Below are 26,307 nucleotides of genomic sequence, written 5' to 3'. Positions count from 1 at the left end.
CGGTCTGCCAAGTTGAGGCACGGTCTTTCCACTGAAATGGCAAAGGGTATTGAGTCGCGATCATGGCCATCTTTAGCCTCCGGTCGATCACTCACACGGGTGCGGTGACGACATGACGGCCCAGCAGGGCCGGATTCCGGGGGATACGCGTGAGTGGCAGACGGCGCTGGTTCACGGGCGGTTGGCATCGGAGATTCCTTGGCGGACCGGGCCTGTGGACCATTCCGGTGGCCCTCGTCGCACTGCTCCTGCCGGTGGCGATCGCCACCGGTGTCGGCACCCCGGGCTTCCTCGCTGGGCACTCGGACGACCCCGACTTCGGACACCACGGCGGTTTCAAGTTCACCGGCGCGGTGTGGAATCCGAGGGATCCCAAGAGCCTCGACACCACTCGGGCCGTAGGAGCGCACGCCCTGCGGCAGAAGATCACCGCGCACCCCAAGGGGTACCGGCCACCGGACACCTATCGGGCGGACACCCCGCAGTGGCCCAAGGCGGCGACGGCCACCGTCGACCTGGCGACCACCGGTGCGGCGGGGCCCGTCAAGGCGGGTGAACTGCCGGTCTGGCTGGCGTCCGCCGATGGCGGGCACGCGGTCCCCGGGGTCCGCGTCGAGACCGCGTCCCACGCCCGGACGCTCAAGGCCGGCGCCAACGGCATGCTGCTCGGCATCACCCCGTCCGTTGCGACGACCGCAGGGGCCCGGGTCCGGGTGGTCGTCGACTACGGCGCGATAGCCAAGGCGTACGGAGGTGGCTACGGTTCACGGCTTCAGCTCGTCCAACTGCCGGGCTGTGCGCTGACCACACCGGAGCGGACGGAGTGCCAGAAGCGCACCCCGTTGAAGTTCACCAACCGCGCCACCGCCGACCAGTTGACGGCGACCGTCACCCTGGACTCCACACCCGCACCCGCCTCCGACCCCGAACCGGAGCAGAAGGACGACACGGGTGAGTCGGGCGACGCGCACGGCCCGACGGCCATGTCCGTGCGCACCGCGCCCCTGGCCGCCGCCACGGGCACCACCGCGCTGGCGGTCACCTCCGGCACCTCCGGCTCCCAGGGCGACTTCGGCGCCACCACCCTCTCCGCCGCAGGCACCTGGCAGGCCTCCGCCACCGGCTCCTTCACCTACGCCTACCCGATCTCCGTGCCCGCCGCGCTCGGTGGCAACGCCCCTTCCGTCGGCCTGAGTTACGACTCGCAGTCGGTGGACGGCGAGACCACCGCCCGCAACTCCCAGGCGTCCTGGGTCGGCGACGGCTGGAGCTACCAGGTCGGCTTCGTGGAGCGCGGCTACCGCAGTTGCGGTTCGCTTCTGGACTCGGACGGAAAGAAGCTCGTCAAGGGCTCGGGCGACGAGTGCTGGGGCGGGGACAACGCCACGCTCTCCTTCGGCTCGCACTCCGGCGTGCTGGTGCCCGACGGCGTGGACTCGAGCGTGCCCGGGGAGATCAAGCAGTGGCGGCTGCAAGGCGACGACGGCACGGTGGTGCAGGAGCTGTCCGGCGCCGCCAACGGCCTGCATGACGGCGTCTATTACCGCGTCCTGACCACCGACGGCAGCGCGGCCTACTTCGGCGCCGACCACTCGCCGACCGGCGTGGGCAGCGACGCCACCATGCCCGCGAACCCCGCCGACGACTCGACGCGTTCCGCGTGGGGAGTGCCCGTCCTGCACCCGCGCTCCTCGGACCCCTGCCACGACAGCGCCAAGGGCAAGGCCTCCCAGTGCGACAAACCGGAGGGCTGGCGCTGGAACCTCGACTTCGTCGTGTCGCCGACCGGATTCGTGCAGCGCTACGACTACACCACCGAATCCAACTACTACGACCTCGGAGGCGGTCAGGCGGGCGTGAGCGACGACCCGGACGACACGGGCACGCTGACCTCGTACACCCGCGGCGGCGCGCTGACGCTGATCTCGTACGGCTACAAGCTCGCCGACGAGCAGGCCGGACGCACCCCGGCGGCCGAGGTGGACTTCGGCCTGGCGCAGAGGTGCCAGACCAACTCCGGCTTCACCGACTGCTCGGCCGGAAACCTCAAGGACTCCACAGCCACCCACTGGCCGGACGTGCCGTGGGACCTGCACTGCGACTCGACGGACAAGACCAAGCTGCCGGACGGCGCAACGAAGGTGCCCGAGGACGTGTGCGTCACATCGGGACCCAGCTTCTGGACCACCACCCGGCTGGACTCCATCACCACCAAGGTCCATGTGAAGGCGACCGACCAGCTCACCGCGGTCGACTCCTACGAACTGGGCCAGGTCTACTCGGACGCGGGCGGCACCGTCGACCCGGTCACCGGCACCACGGTGGACCCCAAGGACGCCGGGATGCTCCAGGCCGTGATGTGGCTGCAGTCCGTCCGGCACACCGGCAAGGACACCTACGACAACGGCAACAGCGACATCACGCTGAACCAGGTGTCGTTCACCGGCACCGAGATCGACAACCGGGTGAACGACGACTCGCCGTCCGCCCCGCCGCTGTACCGGCCGCGCATCTCCAGCATCCAGACCGAGAGCGGTGAGTCGATCGCCGTCGAGTACAACTCGGCACCCTGCGCGGGAAAGACACTCTCGATCTCCCAGGCCGACAGCAACACCAACTCCTGCTACCCCGTCTACTGGACCGTCCCCGGCGCCTCGAAGCCGATCGCGGACTGGTTCAACAAGGTCACCGTCAACAGCGTGGCCGTGTCCGATCTGACCATCGCCGGCCAGTACAGGCCGGACGCCCAGAACAACCCGGCCGGCTCGGAGACCCAGGTCTCCCGCTACAGCTACTCCGGCCCGGCCTGGCACCGCGACGACTCGGCGCTGACCGACGACCAGCACCGCACCTGGGACCAGTTCCGCGGCTTCCGTACCGTCACCGTGCAGACCGGGCAGGCCCCCGAACCCGTCACCCAGCAGACCACCACCTATCTGCAGGGCATGGACGGCGACTACAAGGCCGACGGCACCCGACGCTCCGTCACCGTCGACGCCAAGGTCGGCGGTAGTACCGTCCTGAGCGTCCCCGACGCCGACCAGCTGGCCGGCACCACGTTGCAGGACGACACCTACACCGGGGCCGGCGGCACGGTCGACGCGGTCAGCGTCAACGGCCCCTTCACCTTCACCACCACCGCGTCCGCGAACCAGGCGCCCTGGACGGACTGGACCCAGGAGGACAACCCCGGCGACACCGAGCCGGGCCTGTCCACCCTGCCCGACCTCAGCGCGCACCGGATCAAGGCGAGCAGTTCCCGGGAGTACGAGCTGCTCGCCAACGGCAGCTGGCGGCACACGACGACCGACACGGCGTACGACGGCCAAGGCCGCGTCTCCACCGTCAACGGGCATGGCGACGGCACCGATCCCAGGCAGGAGAAGTGCGCCACCACCACCTACGCGAGCCCGCCGGCGTCGAACACGATGATGCTGTCGTACGCGGACCGGGTCATCTCCGTCGTCGGTGACTGCACCACCGCGGTGAGCGCGAGCAGCCTGCTGACGGACCAGAAGATCTACTACGCGGGTGACGGCACACTGTCCGGCCTCGGAGCCTTCGGCCAGGTCACCGCCCTCGGTCAGGTCACCGGCACCCAGACCGCGACCGGATTCACCGGCAGCACGGAGAACTGGCAGACGACGTCCGCCACGAAGTACGACGGCGGCGGCCGCATCACCGACGCCTACGACGCCACCGGCCAGAAGACCCACACCGACTTCGATCCGGTCTGGAGCGGCTCCGGCGGCAACACCAACGCCACCGCGAAGACCTCCGTCAACAGCCAGGGCTGGCAGGTGAAGTCGACCCTCGACGCGCTGCGCGGTCTGCCGCTGGAGAGCGTCGACGCCAACAACCGCACGACGGACATGACGTATGACGCGCTCGGCCGGCGCACCGCGGTGTGGCTGCCCGGCCGGGACAAGTCGGTCGGCCAGAGCGCGGACGAGACCTTCACGTACTCGATCAACCCCGGCGCCGTCCCCGCCCCCGGCGACACCGTCACCCAGCCGGGCGCGCCGTCCTCGGTCACCACGAAGACGCTCCGCGAGGACGGCACGTACGCCACCAGGATCACGATCTACGACGGCATGCTGCAACCGCGGCAGACACAGTCCACCGCGATGGGCGACTCCGACGCGGGCCGGATCATCTCGGACACCTTCTACGACTCGCACGGCTGGCAGACCGCGTCGTACGCCGCCTACTCCGAGCCGAACCACTTCCCGTCCACCACGCTGTACGCGGCCAACGAGAACCAGATCCCCTCGGAGACCACGTCCACGTACGACGGTCAGGGCCGGCCGCTGCGTCAGACGCTCTGGCACCAGGCCGTCGAACAGTGGCACACCTCCACCAGCTACCCGGGCGCGGAGGAGGTCGATACCACGGCCCCGGCCGGCGGCCGTTCCACCGCGACCTTCAGCAACGCCGTCGGCCAGACCACCAGCACGGTGGTGAAGAACACCGGCTCCACCGTCACCCTGACGGGCGGTTCGGTCATCCCCTCGGGCACCTCGCTGACCTCGGACAGCGTCCGCCTGAGCATGCAGGCCGACGGCAACCTGGTGCTCTCAGCCCTGACCACCGGCGCGACCATCTGGTCCTCCGGCACCGGCGGCCACCCCGGCGCCTGGGCCAAGTTCGGCACCGACGGCAACCTGGTCGTCTACAGCACGGCCGTCGCCCAGCTGTGGACCAGCGGCCTGACCGCCACCACCGGCGCCACCTTCCAGATCCGCAACGACTCCACCGCGGACGTGGTCTCCTCCGGCGGCACGGTCCTGTGGAAGCAGGGCACGGCGGGCGCCGTCCCGGCCGCCGACGCCACCACGCACTACGTCTACACCGCCGCGGGCCAGATCGACTCGATCAGGGACAACGCGGGCAACGCCTGGTCGTACACCTACAACGCGCTCGGCCAGAAGACCTCACAGACCGACCCGAACGCGGGCAGGACCACGTACGACAAGTACGACCTGGCCGGCAACCTCCTGCAGACCACCGACCCGCGCGGCCAGGCGCTGTCCTTCACCTACGACTGGGACAACCGGCCCACCGCCGAGTACGCCGCGGCCTGGTCGGCCAGTCCCGACCAGAGCAAACTGCTGGCCTCCCGCGAGTACGACACCCTGGAGAAGGGCTACGAGACCTCCGCGACCCGATACGTCGGCGGCGCGTCGGGCAAGGCGTACAAGCAGGCCGTCACCGGCTACGACACCGCCTACCAGCCACTGGGCACCACGCTGACGATCCCGGCCGCCGACGGGTTCGCCGCCGCCGGCCAGTCCAGCGCGCCAGCGTCCGGGACGGTCACCTACACCTCCACCTCCCGCTACACCCCGAACGTCGGCCTGCTGTCCACCACGCACTACCAGGCGGACGGCAACCTGCCGGCCGAGGACATCGACTACGGCTACACCCAGCAGGGCAACCTCGACGGCATCGGCGGCTTCATCAGCTCCGCCAACACGCCCGCCTACCTGGACACTGCCGTGCACGACGCGTTCGGCCGTGTCATGCAGGCAAACTACGGCCCCACCGGCAAGGAACTGGCGACCTTCGCCCAGTACGACGCCACCACCGGCCGCGTCACCCAGACCAGCAGCATGCTGCAGACGTCGACCACCGCCCTGGACGTCGTCAACCTGCGCTACGACCAGGCCGGCGAACTGACCGCGATCGACGACCTCCAGAACAACACCACGCACGACATCCAGTGCTTCACCTACGACTCCTTCCAGCGGCTGACCGCCGCCTGGACGGACACCGCCGGCATCACCGACCCCAACGCGGCCACGGTCGGCGCGGTCGGCGGCTGCACCACGGCGAGGGTGCAGACCACCACGACGTCCCCGATCAAGACGAACACCGTCGGCGGCCCCGCCCCGTACTGGCAGACGTACACCTACGACCAGCTCGGCGACCGCACCGGCATGGTCAACCACGACACGGCCGGCAGCGCTCTCAACGACACCACCCAGAGCATCGCCTACACCGGCACCGACGGCACGACCGCCGCCACCCTGCCGGACCAGGCAGGCACGGCCACCCTCAGCAACCCCGGCACCGGCACCGCGAGCATCGCCTCCACCTATGCCGATCCCGCCTACGCCAACGTCGACGCGGGCGACACCATCAGCCGGAGGGTCACCAGCACCGGCCCGCTGTCCACCGCGTTCACGATCTCCGGCGGCGGCAAGAAGTGCGTCGAGGACGCGGGCGGCTCGACGACCGCCGGCGCCAAGGTGCAGATCAACACCTGCAGTGGGTCCACCGCCCAGAAGTGGACGATCGGTACCGACGGCACGGTGAAGGTCCTCGGCCTGTGCCTGGACACCTCGGGCAACGCGACCACCTCCGGCACCCTCGTGGTGATCGACACCTGCAAGACCGACGCCACCCAGAAGTGGAAACTCACCACCACCGGCACCCTGGTCAGCAACGCCAACAGCGCGGTCTGCCTGACCGACCCCGGTGCCTCCGCCACCAACGCCACCCAGCTGACCGTCGCCACCTGCGGCGGCAGCGGCCAGGCCTGGGCGGGCGCCGCCACCGGAGCGATCCCGGCCGGCCAGAGCCAGACCTTCACCTACGACGCCGAGGGCCGCACGGCCACCGTCGCCACGACCTCCGGCACCCACACCAACACCAGCAAGTACCTGTATGACGCCCAGGGCGACCTGCTCGAGCAGACCGCCGCGGTCGACGGGACCGACAAGACCCGCATCCTCTACCTCTTCGGCGGCGCCGAGCAGATCACCCTCAACGTCTCCGCCAAGACCTGGACCGGACTGCGCAGCATCACCGGCCCGGACGGCACCACCGTCACCCGCTCCAGCAGCGGCTCGGTGAACTACGAGATCGCCAACGGTCAGGGCACCGCCGTCACCGCGGTCGACGCCTCGTCCCTGACCGTCACCCGCCGCTCCTACGACCCCTGGGGCAACCCGCGCGGCACCAAGCCGAGCTCGTGGGTGGCGCCGGACGAGAACCACGGCTTCCTGGACCAGCCGCTCGACGCGACCACCGGCCTCAACCTGCTCGGCGCCCGCAATTACGACCCCGTCCTCGGCCGCTTCCTCACCCCCGACCCCGTCTTCGAACCGGGCGACCCCAACCAGATGGGCGGCTACACCTACGCGGGCGACAACCCGTCGAGCGCGGCGGACCCGAGTGGTCTGATGCTGGTCGCCGACGGCGGCGGCGGTGGCTGCGGCTCCGCGTGCCAGGCCGCCGCGAGCAAGCCGGACACCAGCACCTCCAGCGGCAAGAAGAAGTCCCACCACGGTGGCTGCCACGGCTTCTTCGGCTGCGCCGGGCACTACTTCAAGAAGGCCCTGCCCGTCGTGGAGACCGTGGTCACGGTCGTCGTTGTCGTGGTCGCCGTCGCGGTGGTCGTCTCCGCCTGCGCCGGAACCGTCGTCGCCGCCCCGGCCTGCGTCCTGGGTGCGGCCGAGGGCGCCGGAATGGTGGCCGGCATGTTCGGAGCCGACTGCGCGGCGATGGGCTGTGCGGGCGCCGGAGGATTCGCCGCGGAGGAAGGGGAGTCACCTCCCTCGGGCGGCGGAGCCGACGCGGCCCCCAAGGCCGCTGCGGAACCGGCCCCGCACGACGCCTCCGGCAGTTCCGGTGGCTCCGGCGATGCCGCCGCGGCCTCGGGCGCGGGCAAGGAGTCCGCGAGCGACGCGGCCGGCGAGAACGCCGCCAAACCCAAGAAGTCCGACGTACAGCACGACGCGGCGGCCTCGCGGAAGGCAGCGACGGCCTCGGACGACCCCGGCACCGGGAACTCGGGTACGGAGGAAGGCGGCCAGTGCAGCTTCTCGCCGGACACCCCCGTGCTCATGGCCGACGGGAAGACCAAGGCGATCGGAAAGATCAAGGTCGGCGACAAGGTCGAGTCAGCAGACGCCGGGAAGGGCAAGCACGTCGGCGCCCGTGAGGTCGTCGCGACGCTCGTCCACCGCGACAAGGACCTGATCGACGTCACGGTGAGCCTCCGCCACGGCCGTACGGCGACCCTGCATACGACCTCCAAGCACCCCTTCTGGGACGTGACCCTTCACACCTGGGTACCGGCGGGCAAGCTGACACCCGGACACGCGCTCACCGCGGAGGACGGTCACAGCCTTCTGATCGCTGGGGTGCGGGCGACGCCGGGGGCTGCCAACAGGTACAACCTGACGGTCCGCGAACTACACACCTACTACGTGGTGGCCGGCGGTGTGTCGGTGCTGGTCCACAATGTGTGTGGAGAGGATCGCCATTCGCCTCGCTGCGAGTGCGAGAAGGACGGGCAGGCCCCCCGCGGGGTCTCGCCTGCCGCCGGTGACAAGGTCGTGTTGGGTGTCGCGAGCGTCGGTGAACCGCTGGCCCGGGAACAGGGCGCCATGACGTTCAACGGATCCCTGTACGCGGCCGAGCACGAGGACGGCGGGGGCAACGCGCAGTGGATCAATGAAGTCAACGCGGCTCTGGGAAACCCGGACATCCACATCCTCGTGGACCTGGGCGCTCTGGACGAAGGTGAACTCAATCCTCAGGTTGTGTTCAGGAACGCGGTGGCAAAGGGGCGTGCTGCGAAGGGGGACGTGAAATCGGTGCGCGGTACGGAATGGGAGATGTGGCGTATTCACTACTACGTCTTCCTCGACGAGTCCCGTTCCTGGTCGGGTATCCGCTGGTTCAGGAACGGGACTGATATCACGGAAGAAATGAAGGACTACCGACCATGATGAAATTCCCCGGCGCCGAGGTCGGCGATTCACTGGCCGCAGCATTGAACGCCGAACTCGGTGAGGGTTCTCCGCAGCTGTTCATGGCTCCGCAGGAACGGCCGGGCACCCTGGCGTTCATGAGTGACGGCCGTTCGAAGGTGAACGTGATCACCGGCAACGACGCTTACGCTCTCTCGTTCGTCCGGGACGGCTGGGGGTGGGCACACGGAGCCACGCAGGACAAGCGCCTGGTGGCCGAAGCGGCTCGGGCCTGGCTCGCCGGAACCCGGCTGGAGGAGATGGCCGCGCGCTGGCCCTTCGTGAATTACTCGGAGCTGCAACTGGCCTACGAGCGCGGCGACGAGCTGGAGACGCAATGGCGGATCGTTCGTCGTGACGGCGCGGAGCTCTACCGGGACGTGGTCGAACTGGCCGCGGAGAATCCGGTCGTCCGCGGATTCTTCCCGGGCGTGGGCCACAACCTTCTCTTCATGCGGCACGCCTTCACCCACGACATCGTGGCGTCCGTGGTGTTCCACCGGCCAGGACAATTCCGGCTTCATGTTCCCGGTCACCCCGGGCCCTTGGCCGAGGGGGATCCGGCCACCGTGATCGCCAAGCTCGCGGACCTGCTCGACAGCCTGGAGGGCTGACGCCATGCCGTATCTGTTCATGGGGCTTCTCGGCGTGTCTGCCGGCATCCGCGCACTCGCGCTGCGGCGTCGGCAGTTGAGCTCCCCGGCCGGCCCGTCTGGCACGCTGATCCTGCGGCCGGGGGTGCTCGGCGTCCTCGCCGGGGTCGCCCTCGTGGGTGGGGTCTTTCTGCTGGCCGGTGGGGTCCTCGTCCTGGTCCAGGGCTGAGACGCGCGCCGTGGCGCGAGCCGCCCGAAGCCCCCCGCCTGGTGAAAGGGTCAGATGGGGGGCTCGGGTGGAAGGTTCGTCGTTACTTCTTGTGCGGCTTCGGGTGGTACGCGCTCTTGCCGCAGTTGTTCACGTCGATGCGGACGACCTGGGGGTCGTGGTCGCTCGCCTGGTCGGCGAACTCCGCGTTGATGTGGACGACGTCGTAGCTGTAGTGCGTGACGGCGGGGCTGGTCAGGATGTGGTCGAGGGTCTGGCTGTTGCCGTCGTAGACGTAGCTGTACCGCTCGGCGACCGGGAGGGTGTTGATGAGGTCCGTAAGGACGTCACCGTCGTCCGTCAGGGTGCTGACCGCGTCGGAGAACTCGTAGTCGTTGAGGTCGCCGAGCGCCACGATCTGGGCCCTGGGGTCGGCGGCGAGGAGGCTGTCGACGAAGGCGTTCTCCTCCGCGGCCTGGAGCTTTCGCTGGGTCTCCGAGGAGCGGGTGGGCTCCTGGAAGCGCCCGTGCAGCGGGTCGTCGCCGCCCTTGGAGTTGAAGTGGTTGGCGATCACGAAGACCGTCCGGCCCTGGAACCTGAACTCGCCGACCAGGGGCTTGCGGCTGTTGTCCCAGGCGGTGCTGGTGGGGTTGATGCGGCCCGGTGAGGCGGAGAGGTGCGCCTCACGCCTGTGCTTGTCCTTGACCACGGAGACGGCGGTGGTCGAGGCGTCGCCGGTGGAGGCGCGGTCCACGAAGGAGACCCGCTTGGGGTTGAAGAGGAAGACCTGACGGATGTTGCCGCCGGGCTCGCCGCCGTCCTTGCCGTCGACCGGGTTGACGTAGCGCCAGGAGTACTTCGGGCCGCCCGCCGCGGTGATGGCCGCGGTGAACTTGGTCAGGGTCGCCTCGGCCGTGACGGTGCCGTCGTCGGTGGCGCCGTTGTCGTCCTGGATCTCCTCCAGGGTGACGACGTCGGGCGAGGAGAGGTTGGTGACGACGCCCTTGGCGAGACGGGCGAACTTGTCGGCGCTGTCGCTCGGGTCGAGGTTCTCGACGTTGTAGGTGGCGAGGGCGAGCTCCTTGCCCTTCTGCCTGCGCGTCACCTCCTGCTTGAGGCCGTTGTCGACGGCCGTGCCGGTGGTGGCGGCGGAGGGGGCGAGCAGGTAGCCGCCGAAGGAGGCGTAGTCCACCGGGCCGGTGGTGGTGCCGGACAGTTCGTCGCCGACGTTGAGGGTCGGGGTGGAGCCGTCGGCCGCGGCGATCTCGATCCGGCCGGTGTTCTGCTGGTCGTAGGCGCCGTAGAGGGTGCCGCCGCGCCGGGTGGGGCGCTCGTGGGGCTTGGCGGTGACGAACATCTCGCCGAAGGAGTTGGTCGCGCCGACCACCCGGGCGTCGGTGACCGAGGCGCGCATGCCCTCGACGGACTCGTAGAAGTCCTGGGAGTACACGGCCGGCTGGAGCGGCAGGGCATCGATGCTGCCGCCGCCCGCGGTCGGGGTGTACGCGGCCGGGACGGTGGAGTCGTTCAGGACGACCGCGCCCGGCAGGGCGTTGCCCGTGGAGACGGTCGTGAAGACCGGGCTGCCCAGCTCGGTGACCGACTGGGTGCCGGTGCCCGGGTAGTACTCCGAGATCTTGCCGCTGACCAGGACCGAGTCGCCGACCGACACGGTGGGGGCGGCGGAGCCGGTGTAGACGAACAGGCCCTCGCTGGTGGCGGGGTCGGCGTCCGGGGCCGGATCCTGGATCCAGTAGCCCTTGCTGCCGGTGGTGCGCACGGCGGTGACGACGCCGGGGACGCCCACGACGCTCTGGCCCTTGAGGGGCGAGACGCGGGTGGTGCCCTGGATGTCGTGGACCCGGAACGCGCCGGGCGCCGTGGGGCCGCCGGGGCCGCCACCGTCGCCGCCGCCGTTCGCGGTCTCGCCCGCGCTGTTGGTCGCGGTGGGCGAACCGGCGGTGAAGTCGGCCGCGTTGTCGTCGGTGTCGGCGAGCGAGGCGGCGCGGGACACGGAGGTGGTGTTGCTCGCCGTCGGCGCGGCGGTGCCCTCGCGGACGACGGCGGTGCCGTAGCCGAGCAGGTCGACGACATTGGTGTCGCCGGTGCAGTCGGCGACCGTCTTGCAGGTCAGGGCGGTGGTGCCCTTGACCAGGGCCACGGTGCCGCTCGCGGCGGCCATGGCGATGTTGCCGCTCGCGTCGGCCTTCGGCAGCGCGGTGGTGCCGCCGGTGCCCGCGCTCTCGGAGACCAGGTAGCTGCCGCCCGGGGCGAGCGAGCCGGTGAGCGGGGTGACCTGCCACAGCGAGCCGGCGGAGGCGGTGGCCGGGAGGTACTGGACGCTGTACCCGTCCAGCGCGTACGCGGCCGTCGAGCGGTTGGCCAGCTCCACGAAGTCGTTGGTGAGCGTGGCCCCGGAGTTGCCGCCGCCGCCGTAGGCCTCCGATATCACCACAGTCGTCGACGGCGTGGCGAAGGCGGCGGGCAGCGGCGCCACGACGACGGCGGCCGTGGCGGTGGCGGCCACGAACGCGGCGCCGGCTACGCGCGTCGCGCTGGGTCTGTGAATCGACACGAGGGTGACTCCTTCAACGTCCGCCCGAGGAAAGGCACATGAGGTGCCTCACGACTGACTGGCCATAGGAACGACTGAGGTTACGCGCGTAGAAAAGGGCGTTACAAGAGGCACGTCGTTAAATCTGCGGGTCCAGTTGCTGACGTTCCGTCTTGTTCCTTACGACGTAATCGTGCTCCGGGTGCATGGGAGGGGCCTGCGTGGGAACGATGTCGTTCACCGCGGTGAGGGTGGAGGGATCGGGTCCGGGGCATGGATTCCGTACCGGATACGCAGCACGAGGAGGCGTCATGAATCGTCAGGCCCGGGTTCGTGTCCGTGTCAGCCGTCGGCCCGCCGCTCCGCGGGACGAACAGATCGACCGCAGGACGCCCTCGGGGCGGATCCTGCCCTACTGATCACACCGGCGGAAGCCGGAACGACCGAGCGGAACGACCGAGCTACGGAACGACCGAGCGGAACGACCGAGCTGCGGAACGACCGAGCTGCGGAACGACCGAGCTGCGGAACGACCGAGCTACGGAGCGGCTGAACGACTGCGCGACGGAGCGGCTGAGCGATCGAGCGGCGGTCCGGTTCACAAGGGGGACCGCCATGTCATCGTCGTACCGGTGTCGCCGTCCCGCGTCGTGCCGTCGTCGTGGACCGTCAGGCGTACGCAGGCGCGGCCGTCCGGCAGGGTCGCCGTGGCGTCCACGGTGACCTCGACGCGGGTGACGGCCGGGCGGCGGGAGGCCGCGGCCAGGGCGCGGCGCAGGGCGGTCAGCAGATGGCCGGCGACCCGATCCGGGACGCTGCTGTCGACGGCGCCCGTGAAACGCACGGACGGCTGGAAGCCGAGCAGGGCGCCCGCGCCCGCCGTCTCGCGCAGCACCCGGCCACGGAACGTGGTGGGGGCCTCGGCGGGCGGCTGCTGAAGGGCGAAGATCGCTGTACGGACCTCCTGGATCGTCGACTCCAGTTCGTCCACGGCCCGGCTCAGGATCTCGTCGACGTCCGTGCCGCCGCTCCGGCGCCGGGCGGCCTGGAGCATCATGCCGGTGGCGAAAAGCCGTTGGACGACGAGGTCGTGCAGGTCGCGGGCGATACGGTCGCGGTCCTCGTAGACCGCCAGCCGTTCCCGGCCGTGCCGGGCGTGGCCGAGGACCAGGGCGAGGGCGGCCTGGGAGGCGAACTGCGTGGCCAGGAGGCGTTCGTCGGGGGTGTACGGGCGGTCGCCGCGCCGCCGGGGGAGGGCGAGGGTGCCCACGAGCTGGCCGCCTGCCTGGAGCGGCAGCATCATCATGGGGCCGAAACGGTGCGGGACATGGGTCGACAGTTGCGGTTCGGCCGCCGCGTCGTCGGTGAACACCGCCTGTCCGGAGAGGAGTTGGACCAGGACCGGGCTGCCCGGCTCGATGGTCGTGCCGACGACGTCGTCCGGGTCGTCGAGCGTCGAGGCCGTCACGATCTCCATACCGCCCTCCTCGGTGGGCCGCAGGATGACACCCCCGGCCGCGTCGGCGAGAACGCGTGCCCGGTCGGCGACCGTCATCAGCGCGTCCGCGGCCGTCCCGCCGGTGAGCAGGGCGGTCGTCACGGCCGCCGCGCCCTCGATCCAGCGCTCGCGCCGACGGGCGGACTCGTACAGGCGGGCGTTGCCGATCGCGATGCCGGCCTGGGCGGCGAGAGCGCGCAGCAACTGTTCGTCCTCCGCGGTGAACGGGCCGCCGCGCTTGTCGGCGAGGTACAGCCGTCCGAACATCTCGTCGTCGACCATGATGGGCACTTCGAGGGTGCCGGACGTGCCCGGCCGGGCGGGCGGACCCGCGGCGCACACCTCGTCGAGGTCGTCGAGCCCGTCCCGGGCCGCGTCGGTCGTGCCGACGGCCGCGCGGCGGGCGCCGGTCAGCTCGGCGGCGGCGTCCACGATGTGCTGGAGGGTGGCGCGCAGTTCGAGGTCGGTGCCGACGCTGAGTACGGCGTCCAGGAGGGGAGGGAGTCCCGGCAGCCGGTCGTCGGCCATACCGTTGCCGCGCCCTCGGTCAGGCGGCAAGCGGGTTCAGCGTCAGCGGCTCGACCCTGCCCTCCAGCATCGCGCCCAGTCCCTGTACGGCGCACACGTCGGGCCGATCGGCGATGTTCACCGGCATGCCCGTGGCGTGCCGCAGCATCTGGTCGAGCCCCGGGATCAGGGCGGATCCGCCGACCATCATGATCCCGCGGTCGACCAGGTCGGCCACCAGGTCGGGCGGGCAGTCCCGCAGCACCCGGCCGATGCTGTCGAGCACGGCGGTCAGCGGGGTCTCGATCGCGTCCCGTACGGCGGCGGTGTCCACCCGCACGGAACGGGCCAGGCCGGTGGCCACGTCCCGGCCGTGGATCTCGGTGGACGTGGGCCCGTGCGGGGAGGAGCCGTTGCCGGACAAGGCGAGCTGGAGGGGCCGTACGGACTGGCTCGGCAGCATCAGCTCGTGCGCGTGGCGAAGGTGCTGGATGATCGCGTGGTCGACGGCCTCGCCGCCGACGGGGATCCGCTCGGCGGTCACGATCGAGCCGAGGGAGAGCACGGCGACCTGGGTGGCGGCCGCGCCGCACACCATGATCATGGTGGCTTCCGGCCGTTCGACGGGCAGTCCGCAGCCGACGGCGGCGGCGATGAGCGTGTCGACGAGCTCGACCCGGCGTGAGCCGAGGCCGACGAGCGTCTCGATCGTCGCGCGCTGGGCCAGCGGGTCGGCGTCGTGCGGGGTGCAGGCGGCGGCGCGCAGCCGGGGCTTGCGGCGCAGACTGCGGCGGATCTTGTCGCCGAGCAGGTGCCGGAGCATGCGCTGGGCCATCTCGATGTCGACGACCGTACCGCCGGAGACCGGCCGTACGACGCGGATGTAGTGGGGGGTGCGGCCTGTCATCTGCTCGGCGAACTCACCGACCGCGATCAGCGCGCCGGTACGGGTGTTCACGGCGGCGGCGGACGGCTGGTCGACGACGAGCCCCGCCCCCTTCACGAACACCCGCGTCCTCGCCGCGCCCAGGTCGACGGCGAAGTGGCAGCGGCGCAGCTGCTCCAGACTGGCGGTCATGGCAGGTCCTCCCGAGGAGCAAGACCGTGCGGCCTGCCGGGTGGCGGGCCTTTCTCGATCGTGCGGCGGCGGGGCGGCGGGCGCCTTCTGGAGGGGGCCGGGCGGGGTGCGGCCGAACGGGCGGTTCGGGCTGGCGTCAGAGGGAGTCGGCCGTGTCGGGGCGTGTGACGGGGCGGGGGTGGTGATGGTGCGGTGGGGGTCGCGGTGTCGGGGTCGCGCGGTCGCGCGGTGCCACGGTCGCCGTGGCCGGGCGACGGGGCTGGGCGTTGGACGCTGGACGTGGTGGTCGCGGGGCGGGGGCAGGGGCCGGGGTCGGAGGAGATAGTGACAATACGGCGGTCCTGGCGCGGCTGGCGCGACTGGACCTGGGATGGGGCCGGACGCTGCCGCTCGGTCCGGGGCCGGGGGTCGCCGCCGATGAGGCCGGTCGGACCCGCGGGCCGGGAGACGGTGGGATCGATTGTCCCTGCGGAGCCCCTGGACGACGGCTGGGCCGATCGGCCGTGTACAGCCGGCTGACCGGAGATGGGGCAGGCAGGCCTGCGCGGACAAGGGGAGTCGGGGTCGACCGCCCGTGCGGAACCCGTGGACGGGGATAGGGCCGATTGGCCCTGCGGAACCCGTGGACGGGGATAGGGCCGATTGGCCGTGCACAGCCGCCGGCGGTGGTGAGGCTGTGCGCATGGCCGTCGCGTGGCCGTCGTGCGGCAGAGGCCGGGGTGGCCGGGGTGCTGACTCACGGGTGGCTGGGGTCGAAGGCGGTGGCCGGAGCGCTGTCTCCGGGGCGCCCGCTGTCGCGGGCGGTGGCCGGAGCGGCCGAGGCGCGACTCAAGGGTGGCCGGAGTGCCGTCTCCGGGTCGGCCGGCTGTCGCGGGCGGTGGCCGGAGCGCTGTCTCCGGGGCGGCCGCCGTCGCGGGCGGTGGCCGGATGGCCGAGGCGCCGTCTGCGAAGCGACCGGGTTCGCGGACGGCGGCCGGGGCGGCCGAGGCGCCGTCTCTGAAGTGACCGGGCTGCGGGCGGCGGCGAGGGTCTGCCCCGAAGCACCGCTTCGCGGGCGGTGGTCAGGGCTCAGCCTCCGAAGCGGCCGGGTGCGTCGGACGGTGGCCGGGCAGCCAGCGCGCAGTCCCCGAACCGTCGCCACCGGACGGTGGCCGAGGTGCCGCCCCCGAGCGGCCGGGTGCGTCGGGCGTTGACCGGGCAGCCAGCGCGTAGTCCCCGAAGCGGCCGTCGCCGCCGGGCGGTGGCCGGGCTGGCCGAGGTGCCGCCCCCGAGCGGCCGGGTGCGTCGGACGGTGGCCGGGCAGCCAGCGCGTAGTCCCCGAAGCGGCCGTCGCCGCCGGACGGTGGCCGGGCTGGTCGGAGTGCCGACGCGCCGGAAGGTGGCCGGGGTGGCCGAGGTGCCGCCCCCGAGCGGCCGGGTGCGTCGGACGGTGGCCGGGCAGCCAGCGCGTAGTCCCCGAAGCGGCCGTCGCCGCCGGGCGGTGCCCGGGCTGGCCTCGGTGCCGACGCGCCGGGCGGTGGCGGGGCTGGCCGGGAGTGCTGTCTCCGGGTCGGCCGCTGTCGCGGGCGGTGGCCGGGCTGGCCGAGGTGCCGCCCCCGAGCGGCCGTCGCCGCCGGGCGGTGGCCGGGGTGGCCGGCGCGCCGGCCCCGAAGCGGTCGGGTGCGTCGGCCGGTTGCCCGAGAAGCAGGCGCGCCGCCTCCGAACCGGCCCGGCAAGTCGGCTGGCGGGAACCGGAGTTGCGCTCCGGTGACCCGTACCCCGCGTGGGACGCCCCGCTCCGAGATGCACGGCTTCAGTGAACTCTCCTACTCAGTGCGGCGTTTGTAGGTGTTGCCCGGGAATCGCCGGGCGCGGGCGTGCTGCCCCGGCCGGGCGGGCCGCGAGGCGCTGGCGGGAACCCGCCAGGGCGCGTTTCCGCCCGTCCTGGTCAACTCCACCGCAACACAAGCCCCCCGAGACTCTTCGCAGCACACGAGGAAGAGAGGCGTGGATGACCAGAGGACCAGTCAGACGTGGGGTGACCCTCCTGTCGGCCGGGCTCGTGATCGCCCTGTTGCCGGCGGTGGACGCGGGCGCGCACGGCAGCGGACCGACCGGCTCGACCCCGGCGGCCGCCGCGGCCGCCGCGGGCACCCCGACCACCGTGAGCGCCGCCCGTACCGTCACGCTCGTCACCGGTGACAAGGTGACCGTGACCGACCTGGGCGACGGGAAGAAGACGATCACGGTCGAGCGGCCCGAGGGGGCCACCGGCGCCGTGCGGACCCAGACGACCAACGGCAGGATCAGCGTCGTACCGGACGAGGCCCTGCCGTATCTGCGGGCGGGCACCCTCGACGAGCGGCTGTTCGACGTCAGCGAGCTGATACGGCAGGGGCTCGCCGACAACAAGACCGACGAGCTGCCGCTGATCGTGACCTACGACAAGGGCGCGCGGACCGTCACCCCGCGGGGCGCCGAGCGGACCCGGGCGCTGCCCAGCGTGCGCGGGGCGGCCGTCGAGGCGGACAAGGGGCGCGGCTTCTGGCAGGCGTTCACCGCGCAGGACGGGGTGAAGGGCGTCTGGCTCGACGGCCGCGTCAGCGCCGACATGGCCGAGAGCAACGCCCAGATCGGCACCCCGCGGGCCTGGGAGGCCGGGCTCACCGGCGAGGGCGTCACCGTCGCCGTCCTCGACACCGGCGTCGACCTGAGCCATCCCGACCTCAAGGACCGGGTCACCGCCACCAAGAGCTTCATCGAGGGCGAGGAGGTCGCCGACCGCAACGGGCACGGCACCCACGTCACCTCGACCGTCGGCGGCAGCGGCTCTGCCTCCGACGGGAAGGAGCGGGGCGTCGCCCCCGGCGCGACGCTCGCCGTCGGCAAGGTGCTCAGCGACGAGGGCTCCGGCAGCGAGTCGCAGATCATCGCCGGAATGGAGTGGGCCGCGCGGGACGTGCACGCCAAGGTCGTCTCCATGAGCCTCGGCTCCACCGAGGCGAGCGACGGCACCGATCCGATGGCGCAGGCGGTGAACACCCTCTCCCAGGAGACCGGTGCCCTCTTCGTGATCGCCGCCGGCAACACCGGCGCCCCCTCCTCCATCGGCTCGCCCGGCGCCGCCGACGCGGCCCTGACCATCGGCGCGGTCGACTCCGCGGACGAGGCCGCCTACTTCACCAGCGCCGGCCCCCGGTACGGCGACAACGCCCTCAAGCCCGACCTCTCGGCCCCCGGCGTCGACATCCTCGCGGCCCGCTCCCGACTGGCCGACGGCAGCGGCTACTACACCTCCATGAGCGGTACGTCCATGGCGACGCCCCATGTCGCCGGAGTGGCCGCCCTGCTCGCCCAGGAGCACCCCGACTGGACCGGCGCCCAGCTCAAGGACGCGCTGATGTCCACGTCGAAGCGACTCGACGCCTCCGCCTACGCGCTGGGGGCGGGCCGGGTCAGCGTGCCCGACGCCGTCGCCGCGCAGGTCACCGCCACCGGCAGCGCCGACCTCGGCTTCTACGGCTGGCCGTACGCGGACGAGAAGCCGGTGACCAGGACCGTCACCTACACCAACTCCGGTGACGCGGACATACGGTTGACCCTGTCGGTGCAGGGCGCCCCGGACGGGGTCGCCACCCTCGCCGACACCTCCCTCACGGTGCCCGCGCACGGCACCGCCGCCACCACCGTGACCGGCGACGGCGCCAAGGCGGAGGTCGGCGACACCAGCGGGCAGATCGTGGCCTCCGCCGACGGAACAGTGCTCGCGCACACCGCGTTCGGGCTGGTCAAGGAGGAGGAGCGGTACACGCTCACCGTCCACGTCAAGGACCGTGACGGAGCCCCCACGGCCGCCTACCTCGCCGTCCAGCAGCTCGTCGCGGGCGTCGACGCCTACACCGCGCAGGTCGACGACTCCGGCACCCTGAAGCTGCGCCTGAAGCCGGCCACGTACAGCCTGAGTTCCTTCCTCGACGTACGCGGCAGCCACGGCGCCGACTCGCTCGGCCTCGGCTTCCTCGCCGCGCCCGAGATCACCCTCGACCGGGACCGCGAGATCACCCTCGACGGACGGAAGCTGCGGGAGATCAGGGCCGAGGTGAACCAGAGGACCGAGACCCGGCAGCTGCTCATGGAGTACGACCGCAGCGCCGACGGCTCCGACCTGTTCGGCGCGGTCCAGGTGCCGGTGAAGTACGACAGCATGTTCGCCGCGCCCACCAAGAAGGTCACGCAGGGCTCCTTCGAGTACCGGACCGTGTGGCGGCTCGGCAAGCCGCTGCTGGAGGTCAAGGGCATCGGCGAAGCGGTCTTCCAGCCGGGCGCCACCCTCGTCGAGGGCCGGACCAAGCTCGCGCTGGTCGACGTCGGGGACGGTCCCCTCACCGGGGTCGCCGGCAAGGCGGTCCTCGCCCGTCTCGCCGCCGGCACCGACCCGGGCGCGCTCGCCCGGGCCGCCCAGGACGCCGGGGCCAAGGCGCTGTTCGTGACCGACGACACGGCCGGACGCCTGAACGCCTGGTGGGGAGCGGACGACGGCAGTGACCGCCCGATCCTGATCGCCACCGTCAACGCCGCCGACGCGGCCCGGCTGCGGCACGCGGGCAAGGTCGACATGACCGGCACCCGCAACACGCCCTACGTGTACGACCTCTCGGAGGGCCACCCGGGCGCGATCCCGGACCACGACCTGACCTACGCGCCGAGCGGCCGCGAACTCGCCGCCGTGGACGTGAAGTTCCATGCCGCGCGGCCGGTGAGCGGCGGCGAGTACCGATTCTCCCTCACCGACACCTTCTCCCTCGGCCTCGGCTTCTCGGAGCGGATCGACTACCCGGCCGAGCGCACCGACTACGTCTCCACCGGGCCCGGCCAGAAGTGGCACGAGTCCGTGTCGGCGGCCGACGGCGCGTTGGAGGAACGCAGCGGACTCCTCACCTACAAGGGCGCCTCCCACCCGGACCTCGACTGGTTCAAGCCGGTCTGGCACCCCTGGCTCGGCACCGGCCTCGGCTGGGGCCAGCAGCGCTCCGGCAACGTGATCCAGCTCAACACCCCCGGCTGGGGCGACTCCGGGCCCGACCACACCGGCTTCGGCGACGTGTGGAGCAGCGACACCGGGATGACCCAGTACACCGAGGTCTACCTCGACGGGGAGCGGGTCGACCGGCGTCAGAGCTCCGGTGCCTATGTCTGGGACGCGCCCGCCGACGAGCACACCTACCAGGTCGTCACCGACACGGCGCTCGACGCCGGCCGCTGGAAGCTCGCGACGAAGGGGCACGCCGAGTGGACCTTCCGGTCGGCGGCCACCCCTGAGGACCGCTGGACCTACCTGCCCCTGATCAACCTCTCCTTCGACGTCGACACCGACCTCGCGGGCGCGGTCCGGGGCGGCGGCCGGCTGCCGGTCGGGATCGGGGCCCAGTACGTCGCGAACGCCACGGGCACCGGGACCCTCGGCGGCGGGACGCTCGATGTCTCCTACGACGACGGCAAGACCTGGCGGCCGGTGCGGCTCACCGGATCCGGCCGGGCCGCCTGGCACGGGACGCTGAACGTGCCCCGCGACGCCGCGTACGTCTCCCTGCGGGCGACCGCGAGCGACAACCGGGGCGGCTCGGTGCGGCAGGAGATCATCCGGGCGGTGGGGGTGAAGTAGCCCACGGCGAAAGCAGGCGGCGCCGCCTCCCGGGTAGGGGGAGACGGCGCCGCCGTGCGCTCGGGACCGGGGAGCCGGCACGGCCGTGTGCTCCGGACCGGGGAGCCGGCACGGCCGAGGGCTCCGGACCGGCCTACTCCCGGGTCACGACGGCCCTGATCACACCCAGCTCCACCAGGTCCTGCGGCCGGATGCGGAGTTGGTTCGCGGTCGCCTCGGCCTGCGTCGGCGGCCGCTTCAGGATGGCCGCCGCGAGCTCGGGGGCGATGACCGAGAAGTAGCTGTCCGGCGCCGCCCAGGTGGTGCCGGGCGCGGCCAGGGCCAGGGCGCCGCCGGAGCCGCCCTCGCCGATCACCAGCGTGGTGACCGGGGTGCGGGTGGCGGCCACCGCGCCGAACAGGTCCGCGATTGCGGCGCCCGCTCCCTGCCGTTCCGCCTCGGCGTCGTTGGCCGCGCCCGGGGTGTCCACCAGGGTCAGGACCGGTATGCCGAGCCGGTCCGCCAGGCGGATCAGCCGGGCGGCGGTCCGGTAGCCGGCGGGACGCGTCGCCGTGCCCGTCTGGGCGGCGTAGGCGACGGTCCGTCCCCGGTGCTCGCCGAAGCCGCACAGCATGCCCGCGTCGGTGCCGCCGCAGCGGTCGCCGCTCAGGGCCACGCGGTGCGTGAAGTAGGCGTCCAGATAACTCCCGGCCCGCGGGTGGGACGCGGCGCGGGCCCGCCGTACCGCGTCCCAGCCGGTCGCCGGGAGGTCCGGGGAGCCGAGCGCCCGTGGCACGGGGGCCGGTTCCGCCGAGGGCGTCGTCAGCAGCCGCAGCCACCGCCCCAGCGTCCCGCGCAGCTCCCGCGGCCGGACGACCGCGTCCGCCGCGCCCGCCGCCACCTGTGCTTCCGCCGTGTACGCGGCCGGGTCGGCGTCCGGCGGCCGCACCCGGGAGCCCGCGAAGCCGACCTGGGCGCCGGGCAGCGCGAGGACGACGTCCGCGCCCGCGCCCAGTGTGGCCCAGCCGCCGCCCGTCGTCGGGTCCCGCAGCACGGCGATCTGCGCGAGACCGGCATCGCGGGTGAGGACCGACTGCCGGGCCACGCGCTGGAGCTGGGTCAGCGCGAGCATGCCCTCCTGCATCCGGCTGCCGCCCGTGGCGACCAGCGGGACGACGGGGAGGCGGTGCTCGCGCGCATACGTGTACGCCGCCTCCAGCCGGTCCCCGGTGCGCTCGCCGAGCGAACCGCCCAGGAAGCCGAACTCGAACGCGATCAGCACGGCCCGGGTGCCCTCGACGCTCGCGGTGCCGCAGACGACGGCCTCGTCCTCGCCGGTGCGCCGCGCGGCGCGGGCCCGGGACGCGTCGTAGCCCTGCCAGCCGAGCGGGCCGTCGGGAGGCCGGGACTCCGCTGTCGGATACGGGAGTTCGGTGAAGTCGTCGGTGACGAGGGCTATGGTCCCGCGTGCGGTGCGGCCGTCGGTCATACCGGCAGCGCCCGCTTCATGATCTTCCCCATGTCGTTGCGGGGCAGCGCGTCGAGGTAGCGGACCGTGCGCGGTCGTTTGTGCGGGGCGAGCCGGGCGGCCACATGGTCGGCCAACGCGTCGGCGTCGGGCGGGGACCCGGGGTCCGCGGGGACGATCCAGGCCACGATCCGCTCGCCCAGATCCGGGTCGGGCTCCCCCGTGACGGCGGCCTCGCGCACCCCCGGATGCTCCAGCAACGCGTTCTCGATCTCACCCGCCCCGATCTTGTACCCGCCGCTCTTGATCAGGTCGGTGGCCTTGCGGCCGACGATCCGGACGTAGCCGTCGGGGTCGCGCACCGCCATGTCGCCGGTGCGGAACCAGCCGTCGGCGGTGAAGGCGTCGGCCGTGGCGTCGGGCCGGTTGAGGTACTCGGTGAAGAGGTTCGGGCCGCGCACCTGGATCTCGCCCACGGTCTCGCCGTCGTACGCCGTGATCGGCGTCCCGTCCTCCTCGACGAGCCGCACCTCCACGCCGGGCAACGGCACGCCGACGGTCCCGGCCCGCGCCTCCCCGTCGGCCCGCACGCTGGTGTTCATGAGCGTCTCGGTCATGCCGTACCGCTCGATCACCCGGCGGCCGGTCGCGGTCGTGATCCGGTCGTGGTCGTGCACGGGCAGCGCGGCGGAGCCGGACACCAGCAGCCGGGCTCCGGTGAGCGCCTTGGCCAGTTCGGGGTCGGCGGGCAGTGCCTCGGCGATCCGGTGGTACATCGTCGGCACTCCGAACAGCATGGTCGCGCCGGTGTTCAGTTCGCGGGCCACGCCCCGCGTGTCGAACCGGCCGAGATGCCGGACCGAGCCGCCCCGCCGCAGCGGGCCCAGGACGCCCAGCACCAGCCCGTGCACATGGAACAGGGGCAGCCCGTGCACCAGCACGTCGTCGCCGGTCCACTGCCAGGCGTCGGCGAGCGCGTCCAGGGTCGAGGCGATCGCGCGACGCGGGAGGACGGCGCCCTTGGGCGGGCCGGTGGTGCCGGAGGTGTAGACGACCAGGGCGGGCGCGGAGTCGTCCGCGTCGTCGGCGACGGGCAGTACGCCGGTCGCGTGGACGTCGATGTCCACGCGCGCCACGTCACCCATGGCGGGCGGGAGTTCGTCCCCCGGACCGGCCAGCACCAGGGCCGGCGCGCTGTCGGACAGGATGTGCCCGAGCTCCTTCTCTCCCGACCTGGGGTTCAGCGGCACGGCGGCCGCTCCGGCCAGCAGCACGCCCACCACCCCGACGGCCGTCTCCAGCGAGGGGGTCGCCCAGACGGCCACCCGGCCGTTCCCGCGGATCCGTTCGCCGACGGCGGCTGCCGCCGCCGCGAGTTCTCCGTACGTCAGGGACCGGTCGCCGAACCGCAGGGCGACTTGCTCACCCGGATCGCCCGTCAGGGCCGGAAAGAGGGAGGTCACGCGGTGCACTCCTGGTGGTGAGGGGACACAGCCGGAACAACACCTCCGTTCCTACACCAGCGCCGGTGCGATCCGCCGCCGCCGGAGGGTTGATACCGGTCACTTCGCCCGCTGCCCGCTGCCCGCCGCCCTCGGCCACCGCCGCCCGCCGACCTCGGCTCCGCCCGAAGACTCGGCTCCCGCTGCCCGCCGCCCCCGCTACTCGCCGACCGCCGTCCGCTGCAACAGCCCCCAGGTGAACTCGGCGACCACCTCCCGTCGTACGCCCCGCGCGTCCGGGGCGGTGAAGGCCAGGCCCCAGCGGGTGGGGGCGGTGCCCTCCAGGGGGCGGGCGGGGGCGAAGGCGCGGGCCGCCTCGTCGACCGTGCAGGACCAGGGGCGCAGGTCGTCCACCGTGCGCGGCTCGGCGGCCGGGGCGTCCGGCGCGCGCACCAGCCACTCGTTCCACACCGCCTGGTTCGGTCCCACGAGGACCTCGAAGCGCAGGTCGGGCCAGAGCGGAACCGGCCACTGCCAGGCCGCGCAGTCGAGGTCGCCGATCCTGCGGGCGGTGACGGACTCGGGGGTGCCGAGGACGGAGCGGTAGCGCGTGGCGGCGGAACGGGACCTCGGGGAGCGGAGCATGGCCTGCCAACGCTTGTTGGCCTCCCGCATGTCGGCGAGGGAGACGCCCAGCCGGCGGCGGGCGTCGTCCACCAGGTCGGGGTTGTGGTCGGCCATGCGGCGCAGCAGGACCAGCTGGAAGTCCTGGACGGTGAAGGGGCCGGCGGGAGGCTTCGAGGACGGCATGGCACCCATCGTCGCCCACCGTCCGCAGGACCATTGCCCGTGGAACCCCACTATGGCTAGCCTGTGTTCGTTATCCCGATCGTCTGTTGAAATATCGAACATCAAGGGAGGGGTCGGTCGTGGGACGCCTTGTACCTGCCGTGACCCGAGCTCTCGACATTCTCGAGCTCTTCCTCGACGGAGACGGGACGCTCTCCGCCCCCGACATCGTGCGCCGGCTCCAGCTGCCACGCACCACCGTGCACGAACTCGTCACCACGCTCGCCGCCCGTCAGTACATCGTGCCGGTGCCCGGTCAGCCCGGACGCTACCGGCTCGGCGTACGCCCGTACCAGCTCGGCAGCCGTTACGCCGAGCAGCTCGACCTCGCCGCCGAGGGCCAGCAGGTGGCCCGCTCGGTCGCCGAGACCTGCGACGAGACCGTGCACGTGGCGATCCTGGAGGGGACCGACGTCATCTATATCGCCAAGGTCGACTCCACGCACGCCGTGCGCATGGTGTCCGCCGCCGGCCGCCGGCTGCCCGCGCACTGCACCTCGGTCGGCAAGATGCTGCTGGCCTCGCTGCCCGAGCCGGAGCTCACCGCGCGCGTCCCGGACGACGCCGACCTGATCGCGATGACCCCGAACAGCATCACCTCGCCGGCCGCCCTGCGCGAGGCGCTGGCGGAGATCCGGCAGCGCGGCATCGCCGTGGAGAGCCGCGAGTCCAACCCGGACGTGAGCTGCGTGGCCGCTCCGGTCCACGACCGCACCGGGAAGGTGGTGGCCGCGCTCTCCATCTCCGTGCCGATGATCCGCTGGAGCGACGAGCGCCGAGCCGAGCTGGAGCAGCTCGCCGCCAAGGGCGCCGTCGAGCTGTCGGAGCGCCTGGGGCACCGGAGCGTGGCATGACGGCGTACGAGGTGGCGGTGCGGGCGCAGGCGACGCTCGGCGAGGGCCCGACGTGGGACGCCGCGTCCGGCCGGCTCGTCTGGCTGGACATCCTGGGCTCGCGCATCCACACGTACGACCCCGCCTCCGGCGCTCGCACGGTCCGTACGACGGAGCAGCACGTGGGCGCGGTGAAGCTCCGCGCGGGCGGCGGTCTGGTGCTGAACCTCCGCGACGGGGTGGCGCTGCTCGACCCGGACGACACCTTCCGGTGGCTGCACCACGACCCGGTGCCCGGCCGTCGCGCGAACGACGCGGCCGTCGCCCCCGACGGCTCCCTCTGGGCCGGCACGATGCGCTACGACGAGGCCCCGGGCGGCGGCACGCTCTCCCGGGTCACCGGTGACGGCACGGCCGAGGTGGTCCTGGACGACGTGGCGGTGAGCAACGGCACGGGCTGGAGCCCCGACGGCCGCCTGATGTACTACATCGACTCGCCGACCCGCCGGATCGACGTCTTCGACCACGCCGACGGGCGGATCGCGAACCGCCGTCCGCTCGCGGAGATCGAGGAGGGGGCCGGCTACCCCGACGGCCTCACGGTCGACGCCGACGGCTGTGTGTGGGTGGCTCTCTGGGACGGCGGCGCGGTCCGCCGCTACACCCCGTCCGGCACTCTCGACCGGGTGCTCACCCTGCCGACCCCCCGCACCACCGCCTGCGCCTTCGGCGGCCCGGACCTGACCGACCTCTACGTCACCACAGCCCGTACGGGCCTGTCGGCGCCGTCGTCGGCGGCGGGCTCCCTGCTGGTGGTGCCGGGCGCGGGGAAGGGACTGCCGCAGCCGGCCTTCGCCGGCTGAGCCCTGCTTCCGCCCCGTCCCCGGCCCCTCTG

The 26,307-nt window shown here is 72.3% G+C and carries 12 protein-coding genes; 6 read left to right on the top strand and 6 right to left on the bottom strand.

What is annotated here, in order from left to right:
- Positions 1–227: 227 nt before the first annotated feature.
- Genes ACFV0T_RS14245 through ACFV0T_RS14235 form a run of 3 tightly spaced genes read left to right on the top strand, consistent with a single transcriptional unit; the run spans position 228 to position 9,584 of the window.
- On the top strand, positions 228–8,741 hold the full coding sequence (locus tag ACFV0T_RS14245) for a ricin-type beta-trefoil lectin domain protein (RefSeq protein WP_385778161.1): 8,514 nt from the start codon (positions 228–230) through the stop codon (positions 8,739–8,741).
- Positions 8,738–9,376 (top strand): hypothetical protein, encoded by a 639-nt coding sequence (locus ACFV0T_RS14240; RefSeq protein ID WP_385778160.1) that lies wholly within the window; start codon positions 8,738–8,740, stop codon positions 9,374–9,376. The genes ACFV0T_RS14245 and ACFV0T_RS14240 overlap by 4 nt, the downstream gene beginning before the upstream one ends.
- Before the next feature lie 4 nt (positions 9,377–9,380).
- Positions 9,381–9,584 (top strand): hypothetical protein, encoded by a 204-nt coding sequence (locus ACFV0T_RS14235; RefSeq protein WP_385778158.1) that lies wholly within the window; start codon positions 9,381–9,383, stop codon positions 9,582–9,584.
- An 82-nt stretch (positions 9,585–9,666) separates the two neighbouring features.
- Here the strand turns inward: ACFV0T_RS14235 and ACFV0T_RS14230 are convergent, their stop codons facing one another.
- The 3 genes from ACFV0T_RS14230 to ACFV0T_RS14220 all read right to left on the bottom strand — a co-directional run bounded on the left by ACFV0T_RS14230 (position 9,667) and on the right by ACFV0T_RS14220 (position 15,200).
- Positions 9,667–12,138 carry a lamin tail domain-containing protein gene (locus ACFV0T_RS14230; RefSeq protein WP_385778156.1) on the bottom strand — a complete coding sequence of 824 codons (2,472 nt, stop codon included), beginning with the start codon at positions 12,136–12,138 and terminating at the stop codon, positions 9,667–9,669.
- A 577-nt stretch (positions 12,139–12,715) separates the two neighbouring features.
- Positions 12,716–14,143 carry a GAF domain-containing protein gene (locus ACFV0T_RS14225; RefSeq protein ID WP_385778154.1) on the bottom strand — a complete coding sequence of 476 codons (1,428 nt, stop codon included), beginning with the start codon at positions 14,141–14,143 and terminating at the stop codon, positions 12,716–12,718.
- Between the two features lie 19 nt (positions 14,144–14,162).
- The gene (locus ACFV0T_RS14220) at positions 14,163–15,200 is read right to left on the bottom strand and encodes a rod shape-determining protein (RefSeq protein WP_385778152.1); all 1,038 of its coding nucleotides are present in this window, start codon (positions 15,198–15,200) and stop codon (positions 14,163–14,165) included.
- Positions 15,201–17,190: 1,990 nt separating this feature from the next.
- On the opposite strand from ACFV0T_RS14220, the gene ACFV0T_RS14215 reads away from it, so the two are divergent.
- The gene (locus ACFV0T_RS14215; protein ID WP_385778151.1) at positions 17,191–20,841 is read left to right on the top strand and encodes a S8 family serine peptidase; all 3,651 of its coding nucleotides are present in this window, start codon (positions 17,191–17,193) and stop codon (positions 20,839–20,841) included.
- A 133-nt stretch (positions 20,842–20,974) separates the two neighbouring features.
- Here ACFV0T_RS14215 and ACFV0T_RS14210 read toward each other — a convergent pair whose 3' ends face one another.
- The 3 genes from ACFV0T_RS14210 to ACFV0T_RS14200 form a co-directional block, all read right to left on the bottom strand.
- Positions 20,975–22,309 (bottom strand): carboxyl transferase domain-containing protein, encoded by a 1,335-nt coding sequence (locus ACFV0T_RS14210; RefSeq protein ID WP_385778149.1) that lies wholly within the window; start codon positions 22,307–22,309, stop codon positions 20,975–20,977.
- Positions 22,306–23,751, bottom strand: a complete 1,446-nt coding sequence (locus ACFV0T_RS14205; protein WP_385778147.1) for an acyl-CoA synthetase — start codon at positions 23,749–23,751, stop codon at positions 22,306–22,308. Before ACFV0T_RS14205 ends, ACFV0T_RS14210 begins: the two co-directional genes overlap by 4 nt.
- Positions 23,752–23,949: 198 nt before the next feature.
- Positions 23,950–24,549: a hypothetical protein gene (locus ACFV0T_RS14200; RefSeq protein ID WP_385778146.1), complete on the bottom strand. Its 600-nt coding sequence runs from the start codon at positions 24,547–24,549 to the stop codon at positions 23,950–23,952.
- 110 nt (positions 24,550–24,659) lie between these two features.
- Between ACFV0T_RS14200 and ACFV0T_RS14195 the strand changes: the two genes are divergently transcribed.
- Positions 24,660–25,433 (top strand): IclR family transcriptional regulator, encoded by a 774-nt coding sequence (locus tag ACFV0T_RS14195; RefSeq protein ID WP_385778144.1) that lies wholly within the window; start codon positions 24,660–24,662, stop codon positions 25,431–25,433.
- Positions 25,430–26,275: an SMP-30/gluconolactonase/LRE family protein gene (locus ACFV0T_RS14190; protein WP_385778143.1), complete on the top strand. Its 846-nt coding sequence runs from the start codon at positions 25,430–25,432 to the stop codon at positions 26,273–26,275. The genes ACFV0T_RS14195 and ACFV0T_RS14190 overlap by 4 nt, the downstream gene beginning before the upstream one ends.
- Positions 26,276–26,307 lie beyond the last annotated feature (32 nt).

Origin of the sequence: Streptomyces sp. NPDC059582 (assembly GCF_042735715.1) — a bacterium.
In the GTDB taxonomy this organism is placed as follows: Bacteria; Actinomycetota; Actinomycetes; order Streptomycetales; family Streptomycetaceae; genus Streptomyces.
Note: the sequence above shows the minus strand (reverse complement) of the source record. Positions and strands in the feature narration are given on the sequence as shown.